Below are 13,331 nucleotides of genomic sequence, written 5' to 3'. Positions count from 1 at the left end.
TGTATGAGATGCGTTTAAGCAAAAAGCAAATACCTATTATTTTGCAAAAGAGCAAATACGATTGCGGGCTTGCATGCCTTGCAATGATTATGAGTCATACCGAGGGTATTCGAGTAAATATTAATAAACTTAAAGGCGATAAAGGCTTAATAGGAAGAGAAGGAACGGATCTAAAGTATTTAAGGGATCTTTCGGAGGAATATGGATACGCGTTAAAAGGGTACAAAATTAATGACGTAACCGAAGCAAGTGATCTCGAGTTTCCATTAATGATTCATTGGACCAATAATCACTTCGTTATTTTAGAAGGAGTGAAAGGAGGTACAGCGACCATTATTGATCCAGCAGCTGGAAGAATTGCTCTTGATATAAAAACCTTTCAAGAATCCTTCAGCGGGGTAGTTATTGATTTAAAAAAGAGCAAGTTTGAGCAGCAGGACGAGCAAAAAATTAAGCAGCTAAAGGAAATTGGGTTAACTAAAAAAATCGGAAAATATATGCTTCAAGAGAGGAAACTTCTATATACAATAATATTCTTCTCGTTCATTTTCCAAGGAATAAGCTTACTTACACCATTTTTAACGCAGTATATAGTTGACTCCTTTATGACTGGCAATGGTAAAGCGATCCCATACACATCTTTGCTTCTAATGGTGGTTGCTTCAATTTTCATATTGTATGCCCTATCTATATTAAGGATGAAATTGATTATAACGCTACAAGTGAGATTGAACAAAAGCTTAACAAATCAGTTTGTCAGAAAGCTATTTTCTCTGCCGATCAAATTTTTCGAAATTAATTCTTCAGGTGATATAGCTACTAGGATCAACAACATTTCAGTTATACGTGAAATTATTTCAAGACTAGCATCAACCTTTATTTTGGATATTAGTTTGTTGGTCGTTTTCTGTATTGTCATGTTGTATTACTCACCGTTGTTATCTTCAATTGTATTTATAGGTGCTCTCGTACAAATTGTTGTAACAAAGTGGTTAATTCCAAAGATAGAAATGTATACGAAACAAGAAGTAAATAGCCAATCACTTTTTCAAAGCCAAATGGTAGAAATGCTTCGTTCAATCACATTTATTAAGACGGTTGGAGATACAAAAACGATTGAAAATCAACTAAATGAGTTGTTCGATCGGCAAATTGGACATTTTTCTAACAGAATGAACGTCAGTTCTATACTAGGCGGTGTTTCAAATTCTATTAATATGTCACTACCTCTATTAATTCTATTAATAGGTGTAGGAATAGGCGTAGATTCAGGTCTTACCCTTGGAGCAATTGTTGCTTTCTCTACTATTGCGGGTCGCTTTATGATGCCATTAGGATCAATCATTGGCAGTCTAGAGTCGGTCAAGTTTGTAGAAGAGATGGTTGATCGAGTGGAATCTGTATTAGAAGAAGAAGAAGAACAGATGAATGATGAAAGAGGATATGATTTTGATCCTAAAAAAGAAGCTATTAAGCTTGAAAACATCACATTCAGTTATGAGAGCCAAAACGACATTTTGAATGGTATAAATCTAACAATAAATCCGAATGAAAAAATCTCTTTAGTAGGAAAAACAGGAAGTGGAAAGTCTACATTATTTAAAATACTATCTGGTTTATATCAACCTACAGATGGACATATCTATTACGGTGCCAATAAGTTAAGTGACATGAACATGAAACAACTAAGACAAAACATAGGAATTATCGTACAGGATGTAAGTTTATTTAATGACACAGTACTTAACAATATTAAATATTTTAATGGAGCTATTACAAGAGAAGATGCTATACAGGCTGCAAAGGATGCATGCATTCACGAGGAGATTATCAAATTGCCAATGGGATACGATACCATTATTGGCGAAAATGGCATAAGTCTCTCAGGAGGACAAAGGCAACGAATTGCAATCGCTAGAGTGTTAGCAAAAAATCCGCAAATATTGTTAATTGACGAGGGTACAAGCAACTTGGACAAGGCAACGGAAAGAGAAATTCTCAGCAAAATATATGCTAGAGAAATAACCGTTATATCCATCACACATCGGACTGATTCTATCAATGAAAATGAATCAGTTTATGAATTACAAAATGGAAAATTAGTCCCATTGAAAAAGAAATCAATGGCGAGTACCGCTTAATTGACTCATTTTGTAAGGAGTAGATTCTATTAAGGAGGTGATAAAAATGAAAAAGAATTTTGTAGCACTTGAGGAAATGTCAGAGCAAGAATTGAAAAGTTTAGTAGGTGGTGCTGAAGAGCGTTGGACGATTATTATTCCAATTTCTTTGGCAGCATGCCCAACAACACGCTGTGCGTCAATCGTAAGTCCTTGTAACGGTTAATAGTTGGTTTTAAAGGATATGTACGCCAATACATATTCTTTATATACAAAAAAACTTGAGGAGGAACAAAAATGAAAAAGAATTTTGTAGCACTTGAGGAAATGTCAGAGCAAGAATTGAAAAGTTTAGTAGGTGGTGCTGAAGAGCGCTGGACGATTATTATTCCAATTTCTTTGGCAGCATGCCCAACAACACGCTGTGCATCAATCGTAAGTTCTTGTAACGGTTAATAATTGGTTTTAAAGGATATGTACGCCAATACATATTCTTTATATACAAAAAAACTTGAGGAGGAATAAAAATGAAAAAGAATTTTGTAGCACTTGAGGAAATGTCAGAGCAAGAATTGAAAAGTTTAGTAGGTGGTGCTGATGAGCGTTGGACGATTATTATTCCAATTTCTTTGGCAGCATGCCCAACAACACGCTGTGCTTCAATTGTAAGTCCTTGCAACGGCTAATTCATCTAAATCATTAAACGTTGAACTAATACATTAGAACGGTTAGAAAAGGTGCATCCGATGCACCTTTTTAATTCACTATAGGATGTGTATATGCTTATGACCCTAATGATATCAAAGAAAAAAGAAGAAGATTTCTTCAAACCTTTCTTTCATTTTATTATAGAGGATTTTGAAAAGCAACTTAATTATTATATGAATAGAACGCTTCTTATCCATATTAATCAATCAAGCATTGTTAGGTCGATAATGGATAGTTTTGAAAATAAACTAAACGTTTTGGCCAGTAAAACGCTCATTAATGAGTTCCATGAATCTTTTGATGAATTTGATGAAGAAAACGATAAAGCTCATTATGATGCTTTTTTAACACGGCTGGAAGACGCCGTATATCGGGATAGTATTTTTGCAAAATATCCTGTGCTTCTGCATATGATTCAAACTTTATCTCAGCAGCTGATTGAATATACTGTTAATATTATCAATCAATATGAGGCTGACTACGATAGCATAAAGTCTAAATTTAATCGAAATTTTGGTCAATTAAAAAAAATAAATATAGATTTAGGGGATACGCATTGTAAGGGCAAAAGTGTAGCAATCATCCACTTAGAAAAAGGTACACTAATTTATAAACCGCGTTCTCTAAAGGCTGATTTATTATATGCACAAATTGTATCCACTTATAACACAAGTTGTAACGAGAATTTGAAAAATCCCATTTCATTGGATAGAGGTCATTATGGCTGGCAGGAATTCACTGAGTTTTTACCTTGTAAAAAATTAGATGAGGTTAGCCAATATTATTATGAATTAGGTATGCATCTTGCTTTTATTTATATATTTAATGGTTCTGACTTTCATTATGAAAATATTATTGCCCACGGATCTCAACCAATATTGATTGATTTAGAGACCATGTTTCAAGGGGAGTTAGATTTCTTAAATGGCGGTAACCAGAACATTGACATGCAAGTAAGTAACTTTATCGGGAAAACAGTATATCATTCTACCTTTTTTATGAATGCCTCCACTCCAGAAGAAAATAGCAGACTCCAGGTCGGGGGAATTTCCAAAATTGAAGATCAAGAAATAGTTTCCGAAGAAATCATTAATAAGGGAACTGACAAAGTATCCATTAAAAAAGTAAAGGTGAAATTAGAAAGAGCCAAAAACCTGCCTGTTTATAAAGATAAACCGATAGAGATTTATAACTATGAACATGACTTTATTAATGGATTTGTAAAAGTATATCAATGGGCGAGAGAAAGTGAAAATGATTTATTGCAACTCATTCATGCAGGTGACAATTTCCCAGTACGAGTAATTGTGAGACCTACCTACGTGTATGTTCAATATTTAAAAACGCTTACTAACCCAAAATATTTACAAGATGCAAGTGAACGCATTCGCGTATTATCCTTTCTTAAAGATTCCTATGAAAGATATGAGGCGTTTCATTCTATAACTTCTTATGAGATTAATGATATGTATGAAGGGGATGTTCCGTATTTTTACACGTATTTTGATTCAACCTCTGTCTTCAGTAGTAAGGATGAGGAGATGGCGTGTAATTTAATAACACGTAGTCCTAAAAAGGAAATTATTAAAAAAATTAGCCGTTTATCAAAAGAGGATATGCTCTTTCAAATACAGCTTATTAATTTGGCTGTAAGTGCAGCAAATTCGAATAGAGAACATGACGCTCATTCAAAAGGTAGTGAGTTACCAACTGGAAAACCAGTGGAAACCAATCATTTAATCGAGAATGAAACGACAAAATTATTGAATCAGCAAATTCCAATAGAAGGTTATGCACAATGGATATCTGTAAATTTAAGCCCGGATGGAAAGATGGTAGCTGGACCTGTCGGTTATGGAATATATGATGGTCTTGCCGGAATAGGTATTTATCTGTCGGCTTATTATAAACTTTTCGGTCATCAAGAAGAATCTACACGGTCGATAGCCCAAAATATAGCTAGAACAATGGATCGTATATTAGAAAATAGTCGTCTTAAAGAGGATCTTTCTGTTTTCTCTGGAACGAGTTCTTTTATTTATTATATGGAGTACCTAAGAAAACAAAATGTAATTGAAGAAGATGTTATGCAGAGGTATGTACAATTTGCGGAACAAGTAATAGAACAGGCAAATAAATACGATAAGTTAGATTTTATAGGAGGACTTGCAGGCACTCTCAAACTACTTACGAATCTATACAGTGGAACAGGCCTAACAATTGTTCAAGAAGCAGCAAAAGTAGTATGTGAAGTTATCTTAAGTCGTGCAATTCAAAATAATGATGAGATTTATTGGTATTCTGACCATTTTGAAGAGCGCATTTTAACAGGATTTTCACATGGGATTACAGGTATTTGTTTTTCTCTGTCAGAGTATTGCAAAGTTTTTGGCAGCAATCAAGATATCATTAATGTTATTCAAAAGGCTTTAAATAAGGAAGATCAGTATTATATTAGCGAGCAAAAGGGTTGGCTTGATAATAGAAACACAAATGGTAACTGTTCTAATCCCTATTGGTGCCATGGCGCTTCGGGTATTTTGCTTGGAAGGGCTAGAATAAAAGAAAATTTAGGTAATGTCATTCATATTAACTATTTAGATATCGCATTAGACCAAACGATTAAAGATGGTTACGTGCATCAACAGGGGAATTCGTTATGTCATGGAACTATCGGTAATGTGGATATATTGCTGGAAGTTTCCAAGCTTACTATTTTCGCTAATAGAAGAGCCGAAATAGAAACAACTATTAACAATTGGGTAAATCAGTATTATGAGCAAATGTCCAAAACGGGTTGGCAAAATGGTATGGCAAATGATAGCTCCAGCATCGGTTTTATGATGGGCAAGACAGGACAATTGTATACGTTATTAAGATTGCAGGATGCTAGTCTTCCTTCAGTATTGGTATTGGATTAAATTATAACGGAGGTTGTTTTCATGAAAAATAGAAAGCTAATAAAACGAATAATCGTTGTTATATCGCTAGTGTCATTATTGTTTGCTTCGCAATCAGCAGCTTCAACTGAACAAATGGCAAGTTCAACTGAAAACTATTATACGATTTTACTTAAAAAAAATAAAAATGTTAATGATTTTATCAGCAACGTAGAACAACTTGGTCTTCAAGTTGCCTATTATGTATCTGAAGTAGGGATTGTTCAAGTAAAAGCAACAGAAGAAGAAATAGAGTTACTTGGAGAGATAGGTGGAGTAGATACATTTAATCCATCACTGCGTGCAACTAAACCACCAGTAAATCATGTATTTGAAGTACAATCGGCAGCTAGAATAACTACATTATGGGACTACCAATGGGACATGATTCAAGTGACAGCAAATGGCCAAAGTTATGATACTTATGCTGGAAGTAACGCTGTAGTAGTTGGTGTAATTGATTCTGGAATTGACGCCGATCATCCCGATTTAGTAGGTAACCTCATGCAAGGCTCAAAAAATTTAGTTCCAGCGCTAGGTTATAGAGGTGAAGAACCGCAAGAGTTTGGGGAAATTAATAATATTGAGGATTTGTCAGGGCATGGTACCCATGTAGCTGGTCAAATCGGTGCAAACGGATTAATTAAAGGCGTTGCTCCTAACGTAGGAATGAAAATTTATCGTGTATTTGGTGGAAGTTCAGCGGATTCAGTATGGATTATTAAAGCCATTATTGAAGCGGCTAATGATGACGTAGATGTAATTAACCTTAGCCTAGGTGAATATGTGGTAGAAGGTGACGATGATGACAGAGATGATCAAGTTGCTGAGCTAGAAGGTTACGAGAGAGCAATTAAATACGCCATTAAGAAGGGCAGTGCGGTTGTTGCTGCTGTCGGTAATGATTCATTAAATTTTGATAATGAAGATGCATTAGAACAATACATCGAGGAGAAATTTCCTAATAGTGATGAAGATGATGATCAGGAATTGCTTGATGTTCCGGCCGACATTAAAGGAGTGGTTACTGTATCATCAATTGGGCCTACAAACGAACACTCAATCTTTACTAACTATGGAAGCGATCTGGTGGATATTGCAGCACCAGGGGGCGATCTTAGGCTATACGAACAATATGGTCCCGAAAAGTGGGTGGCTGACCAATTATTTATGAAAGAAAATATATTGAGTACTGCTCTAAACGGAGGATATACTTTTGGCGCAGGAACATCTTCTGCAGCACCCAAAGTTGCTGGAGCGCTCGCTTTAATTATTGAAAAATTCCAATTAAAAGATAACCCTGAAAAGGCCATAAAAATCCTTTATGAAAAAGGAATTGATCGAAACAATCAAATAGACGAACGTTATGTGGGACATGGTGTGCTGAACGTTTACGAAGCGTTAAAATAAGTGTTCCTATTACTTATTAAACAATTAAATAGATCATGAGAAATACATCCCTACTAAGAAGCATCGAAGCCTTTGGGACTTAATCGATGAATGATTAGAGGGATGTTTTTTGTACAGGTTAATTTTATTAAACAAAAGGAAACCGGCTAATACCGATTTATAATCGATAGCAGCCGGTTAAGGGACAGTGTATCTATTGTGCAGGAGTAAAGCTTATAAAATATCTTAGATGGCTACGGCATAGACGTCATCGTTATTAATGCGTGCTTATTAGCTTTCATTAGCGCCTCAGCTCTTGAACGAACATCAAGTTTATTAAAAATACCAGTTAGTATATACTCTACAGATCTTTGGCTATAAAGTAACTTCTCCGCAATCTCTCTATTGGTTAGTCCTTCAGCAATAGATACTAAGATTAACTGCTCTCTCTCATTTAATGTTATATCCTTTAACTCGGACTTCATTCCAAGTTGAGGCCTTGCTTCTGAACGCCGTAATTGTTGAAACAGATTTGTTGGTATCACCGTTTCTCCTCTAAGTGCACAATATATGGAGCATAAAATTTGCTCTGATGTAGAAGCTTTGCTAATAAACCCTGATACTCCTGTCTCAACAAGCAAATTAAAATGAGCAGATACATCAAATCCGGTGTAAATTATAATCTTTTTCCCAGGAAAGATTTCTAAAATCTGTTTTGATAATTCCAATCCATTCAATACAGGCATGTACAGATCAAGAAGAATGATGTCATAATCATTTGAATGTATTTCGTTAATAACGAGCTCACTAGAAGATAGTACAGTTGCTTTAATATCTCCTTTACTTTCCAGTATTCCTTTAGTGCCTAGGGCAACAGCGATATGATCATCGACTAATAGTATGTTTATCATAACAACTTATCCTCGCCCCTTTTTGTGTCGTTTTTATTTTGAACATGTACTTTTACTAATAAACCTTCATTTGGTTGAGAAGACATTGTCACAGTACCTCCTATACTTTTCACCCTTTCATTAATCCCAACAATTCCAAACTGTTTTTTGGTACTATTATTTGCTTTGACATCAAAGCCAACCCCATCATCTTCATACAATAGTAGTAAACGTTCTGTATTAAGTGCGAGGGATAAGACGATACAATCAGCTTTAGAGTGTTTAACTGCATTATTAAGTAATTCTTGTATGATTCTATAAATGTTAATGGATATTTCTTCGCTCGGCTGCACATCGACTTCGACGTTATGTACAAAATCTATTATGATGCCTTCTCTTGTTTGATATCTATCAATCATCGACTTAACAGAATCAACAATACCCATTTCAGTTAAAAATGGAGGCCGCAGGTCGAAGCAGGCTTCTCTAGTATGACGGATGGCCTCTAATAGCCTTTCACTCAAAGAATGAAGATTGTTATTACCTTTAGCTTGTTCTTCAAGTTCTCTATACATAAAAATAAGCTCTTGTAGAATGGAGTCATGAATCTCTTTCGATAGTTTTTTTCTTTCTTCCTCTGATATTGTAAAAAACATTCTTGTAAGCATTAAGGAGCTGTTTCGTCCGGTACGAATACTATCAATTTCATTTAATATATCATGCATAAATAAATAACACTGTAAGGCGATATTGGTGTTCAATGCTATTGTTCTTAGCCAGATCACATCATCTTTATTTAATTTCACACCGTACTTTTTGAAGCTGATATAAATTAACGTATACATTTTTGCATTTTCACTAACGACAAGAAAATAGCCACTATAGGAATTTAATAATTGTCCGATCTGTAATTCATACATATCTATACTTGATTTTATATAGACAATATCTCTTTCTATATAGGGATCGTTATAGCAAAAAACACCGTTTTTACGGCAATATTGAACTTTTATAACATATTCTGATGAAATAACCGCTTTAATTTCTTTGGTCAAAACTTGTATAAGCTCATCAGCGGTGTTGCTCTTTTTCCCGTCAACTGAATATCTGAGTAAGCTTTCTTGATATCTCTGTTTCTTTGGAAATAGCTTGCTACCAATTAAGTTATCGTATTCTTCTTTTAAAAATAAAAAACCAACTATCGTGCTTAAGCATATGACAAAGATTCTTGCGCCTTGTGTTACACCAAGTTCATGGTTAATGATTATATTTATTAATGTGAAAATAATTAAAGAGGGTAAAGTAGATAAAATAATATAGTACAAAAGACGATGGAATACATATTCCATGTCAGCCATTTTGTCATTAATAATGATGTAGATAGCTGAGAATGGGATCGCAAATAAGAAGATGGTTGTATATTCTGCAGGTAAAATAGCTTCACCTAAAAAGACTTCCGGTAAAATGTACAAAAACAAAAAGGGGAAAAATGCTACAGTAATAGCATAAAGAACAACCTTAAACTTCATATCAAATAACAAGAAGTGTAACGTTTTTATGCGTAGCAACGTTAAGCTAACCGTGAGCACGACGATAACGAGTAACGCAAGCAGATACGGTGCGGACTGTGAATACGCTTTGTAGAACAAATTCACTATTATTGTTAATCCAATTGCCAGGGAGTATAGGTATGCGATCCATCTGGAACTGAGCAGCTTAATATCTTTACTCTTTGTAGATTCAACAAGATAATGCACAAATAAGACGGGACACAAATACAATGAAATACTGGTAATAATATTTCCGGTAAAAATATCTCGAGCAGATAGACTCGCTCCTAAGTAACCTAAACTTACTGACATGAAAAAGAAGGAAAGGTATGTTATTTCCTTCTTTCTTTTTGATTTGATGATCATATAGAGTGATATTAATAAATTAACAATAAATAAAAGGATAGGTAAATATGTACTTAACAAATATTTAAAGGTAACATCCTTATAGTTAACTTTTATAGAAACAAACGTATCATTTCGAAGAACAATAAGTGAAGTGATGCTCTCAATTTTCTTTTTACTACCTATTGCCGTAGCATCATCGCTCGGCATATATAGCTTGTCACCAGGTTTTATTGATTTTGTATTTGCCCAACCGGATGTATAAATTTCATTAATTACGTAATATTCATTATTTAATTTTTCAGCTTTAATTCCTACTAGAGGATATTTGAAAATAATGTCTACAATATAAACGGTCACTAGAAATAAAATAATGAAGATGAGATAAACATTCCGGGTTTTCATAGTTTTTCTCTTTACATCCAGTAATAAGATTTAGTTCTTTCGCCATCAAATGAATCCAAAATAACTTTCTCTTCTTCCCTTGAGATACCTATTAACGATGCTTTACCTTCTTTTACTTTTGAAATAACCTCTTTGTTTTTTTGCAAATATTTAATCATCTCTGCCATCATTATCACTCCTATTATTATTTTTTTAATAAGCTATCTATTAAATAATCTTGATTCCCGACACTGATGGGCATCGTTTGAATTAATGCGATTGCCTTCTGTTCATAACTTCTTTTTACAACATCAGCATAGATTAATGCTCCCGAATCATGTAACGCATTTATCACCTCCTCTTTTCGACTTACAAAATGTTCGTAACTAATTTTCTCATTTAAATAATCATAAATAAGTTCGCTTCCCATCTCTTTGTTTTCAAGCAAGTATATGATGGGCAGCGTCTTCTTTTTTTGTCTCCAGTCGCTTTTGGAATCAAAACAAAATAGATCGTTACTATCGTTGGCTATCTGACCAGCAATACCTATAGCGGATGCATATTGAGCTACAATTTCATGATTCTGATCAGTAGCCATTGATGTGCCAATTAAACTGCTAATTGCTACTAGGGAACCTGACTTCTTTGCACACATGTCTAAATATTGTTCCTCTGTGTTGCATTGATTGTTTAAATCAAGAAATTGGCCTTCGATTGATGTGCTTAAAAAGTTTGAAAAATATTGAATGTTTTTTAATGCTCCGGGTATCTCTAGGGAGGCTAGCTGCTTAATAGAAGAGCTCAAAAACCATAAAGCAATGTTGATAGCTTGAGAACTATCTATTTGTCTCCAAGGAGCCTCTTCATTATCGTTATCTTGAATATCATCAAAGATATCCAAAGACAAGATAAGCTGTTCAACAGCAGTGGAAACTCTGTGCATATCATCAGAGTTTCCACCAAATGCGATGTAGTGAGCAGTAGCTATTTCTTTAAATGGGGTATTTTCCCTTTGTTTAAATAGTAGTGATTCGCCACATATGTCTTGGAAAGATTTGTTAGATATTAATTCGGCCACCAATTAAGCAACTCCTTTAAACGATATCCATACACATTTTCCAGGCACCTAATTATTTGTCACAAAGATAAAACCTCCGAAGCTAACTAAATATACGATAAAGCTGTATAAAATAACTTTTGATGATTTATTTCCACGTTCTAACGCTTTTGATAAACCATCTGTAATGACCCTCCCAATAAACATAAAGAGGGCTATAGCGAGCGAAATTACTGCGATAATCAAAAATATTGGTCCCATAACATTCACTCCTTCTAATTAATTCGTGGATTTTGTGCAGCTCTGTAAAGCAATAAACCAGGTATAAGCACATAACAGACAAGTATTAATGCTCCCCAGAGTGTGAAGCTAACACTCGGATATCCAAATGTGGGATCAAAAAACTGAATACTTAATCTGTAAATGTAGGCGAAAGGGTAAGCTATAGAAAAGTCGGCTCCTAGCAACATAGTTGTAACAAAGATAGAAGCAACTCCTATAATAATTACGGTAACAAGATTACGTGTGACAAAAGCGATCAATGCCGCAACTGGAATCATGAGTAGGCTTAATGTTGAAAATGATAATGAGCCGAGAAATAAATTTATTATTTCAAACGGTTTTATTTCGCCTGAATATGAAGCCCACAACGTTGATAAATGAATCAAGTGAGTTAGAAATGCTACAAAAAATAAAAAGATGAAGATGGTAAGCATTTTAGAAAGCAGAAGTTTGAAATTATTGAAAGGATACGAAATCCAATTCAGCATCGTCCTATTTTTGAATTCCAAGTAAAAGACATATCCAGTAAAAATAAAGATGATGGTCGGAAACAATATTGCGTTCTGATTAAATACGAAGAAATAGTATCGATCATAATCCGTATCCGATCTCATCGAAAGTAACCCTATCGTATTGATTAGATAGGGGAACAAACTGAGCAATACGATAACAATGACTGACTTAATACGTTTAAGCTTAAGCATTTCATTCTTTATGAGTATGTTCATGATTGTGTGCTCCTCGAAATTAATTTCATATAAAGATCCTCTAATGGAAGCTCAAATGCTTCAACGTTTTCTAACTGTAGTTCATGTGTAGCTGCATATTGAGTAAATTCATCTTTTGTTAGAGTGGAAATGAACTCAATTACGCCGTTATCGTCCATGTAGATATGATCCGAGATCGCTTCTAACTTTGCTTTTTGGAATGTTGTTAAAACTTTTCCTCTATACAAAAACATAGGGTGGTGTTTTTTCATATTATTTGTTTCAAATATGATTTCACCTTTATTCATCATGATGAGTTCATCTGCCATAAGATTAATTTCACTTAAAATATGGCTGGATATGATGACTGTTGTGCCTCTGCTTATAACTTCGCTAATAAGTGTTTCTCGAATTTCTTTAATACCTTGCGGATCTAGTCCGTTCGTAGGTTCATCCAATAGTAATAATTTAGGTTTGTGGGACATAGACCTTGCGATACCCAGTCTTTGCTTCATTCCTAACGAAGTTTGTGAAAAGAGCTTACTTCTGTCAGAAAAAAGGCCAACTGATCCGAGTAATTCATTTATTTCATTTTGTGATGCTGACTTACCTTGATAGCGTAGATGCAGGTCTAAATTTTCATATAAAGTTAGATTCTCATAGAAACCGGGATATTCTATAATGCTTCCGATCGTTTTTAAAACATCCTTATTTGGATTTTCGTAAAGATTGTGTTGGTTAAACAACACTTTTCCTGTGATGGGACGATTGATTCCAAGCAATACTTTTAGCAATGTTGTTTTACCGGCCCCATTGGGACCAAGCAGGCCGTATATTTTACCTCCCTTCAGACTAAGATTTACATTTTTGAGTATGGAATGTTTTTTAATATTGACGTTTATCCCTTGAGCTTCCAATAAATATTGAGCGGACATTAGTAGCCATCTCCTTTCTTTTTCT

13 protein-coding genes are annotated in these 13,331 nt (G+C 34.5%); 6 read left to right on the top strand and 7 right to left on the bottom strand.

Going from position 1 to position 13,331, the window contains the following annotated elements:
* Nucleotides 1–8: 8 nt before the first annotated feature.
* The 6 genes from MFF31_RS04095 to MFF31_RS04070 all read left to right on the top strand — a co-directional run bounded on the left by MFF31_RS04095 (nt 9) and on the right by MFF31_RS04070 (nt 7,177).
* Nucleotides 9–2,141 (top strand): peptidase domain-containing ABC transporter, encoded by a 2,133-nt coding sequence (locus MFF31_RS04095; protein WP_238186840.1) that lies wholly within the window; start codon nt 9–11, stop codon nt 2,139–2,141.
* A gap of 46 nt (nt 2,142–2,187) precedes the next feature.
* The gene (locus MFF31_RS04090) at nt 2,188–2,346 is read left to right on the top strand and encodes a hypothetical protein (protein ID WP_238186839.1); all 159 of its coding nucleotides are present in this window, start codon (nt 2,188–2,190) and stop codon (nt 2,344–2,346) included.
* A 71-nt stretch (nt 2,347–2,417) separates the two neighbouring features.
* Entirely contained in the window at nt 2,418–2,576 is a 159-nt protein-coding gene (locus MFF31_RS04085) for a hypothetical protein (RefSeq protein WP_238186838.1), read from the top strand.
* Nucleotides 2,577–2,647: 71 nt separating this feature from the next.
* Nucleotides 2,648–2,806, top strand: a complete 159-nt coding sequence (locus tag MFF31_RS04080; RefSeq protein ID WP_238186837.1) for a hypothetical protein — start codon at nt 2,648–2,650, stop codon at nt 2,804–2,806.
* Between the two features lie 99 nt (nt 2,807–2,905).
* Nucleotides 2,906–5,749, top strand: a complete 2,844-nt coding sequence (gene lanM / locus MFF31_RS04075; RefSeq protein WP_238186836.1) for a type 2 lanthipeptide synthetase LanM — start codon at nt 2,906–2,908, stop codon at nt 5,747–5,749.
* 21 nt (nt 5,750–5,770) lie between these two features.
* Entirely contained in the window at nt 5,771–7,177 is a 1,407-nt protein-coding gene (locus tag MFF31_RS04070; RefSeq protein WP_238186835.1) for a S8 family peptidase, read from the top strand.
* A gap of 233 nt (nt 7,178–7,410) precedes the next feature.
* On the opposite strand, the gene MFF31_RS04065 is transcribed toward MFF31_RS04070, so the two are convergent.
* From MFF31_RS04065 to MFF31_RS04035, 7 genes are read right to left on the bottom strand one after another with little or no spacing between them, the layout of a single operon-like run.
* Nucleotides 7,411–8,067: a response regulator gene (locus tag MFF31_RS04065; protein ID WP_238186834.1), complete on the bottom strand. Its 657-nt coding sequence runs from the start codon at nt 8,065–8,067 to the stop codon at nt 7,411–7,413.
* Complete coding sequence (locus tag MFF31_RS04060; RefSeq protein WP_248565396.1) at nt 8,064–10,301, bottom strand: sensor histidine kinase; 2,238 nt, start codon at nt 10,299–10,301, stop codon at nt 8,064–8,066. Before MFF31_RS04060 ends, MFF31_RS04065 begins: the two co-directional genes overlap by 4 nt.
* A gap of 56 nt (nt 10,302–10,357) precedes the next feature.
* Nucleotides 10,358–10,516: a competence pheromone ComX gene (gene comX / locus MFF31_RS04055; protein ID WP_248565395.1), complete on the bottom strand. Its 159-nt coding sequence runs from the start codon at nt 10,514–10,516 to the stop codon at nt 10,358–10,360.
* Between the two features lie 14 nt (nt 10,517–10,530).
* The gene (locus MFF31_RS04050; RefSeq protein WP_238188483.1) at nt 10,531–11,403 is read right to left on the bottom strand and encodes a polyprenyl synthetase family protein; all 873 of its coding nucleotides are present in this window, start codon (nt 11,401–11,403) and stop codon (nt 10,531–10,533) included.
* Nucleotides 11,404–11,451: 48 nt separating this feature from the next.
* Complete coding sequence (locus MFF31_RS04045) at nt 11,452–11,643, bottom strand: hypothetical protein (protein WP_238186831.1); 192 nt, start codon at nt 11,641–11,643, stop codon at nt 11,452–11,454.
* A 14-nt stretch (nt 11,644–11,657) separates the two neighbouring features.
* Nucleotides 11,658–12,392, bottom strand: a complete 735-nt coding sequence (locus tag MFF31_RS04040; RefSeq protein WP_238186830.1) for an ABC transporter permease — start codon at nt 12,390–12,392, stop codon at nt 11,658–11,660.
* Nucleotides 12,389–13,306: an ABC transporter ATP-binding protein gene (locus tag MFF31_RS04035; protein ID WP_238186829.1), complete on the bottom strand. Its 918-nt coding sequence runs from the start codon at nt 13,304–13,306 to the stop codon at nt 12,389–12,391. Before MFF31_RS04035 ends, MFF31_RS04040 begins: the two co-directional genes overlap by 4 nt.
* Nucleotides 13,307–13,331 lie beyond the last annotated feature (25 nt).

It is taken from the genome of Paenibacillus sp. L3-i20, assembly GCF_022180385.2.
Lineage (GTDB): Bacteria > Bacillota > Bacilli > Paenibacillales > Paenibacillaceae > Pristimantibacillus.
The sequence above is the reverse complement of the archived record's forward strand: the minus strand, read 5'-3'. Positions and strand labels throughout refer to the sequence as shown.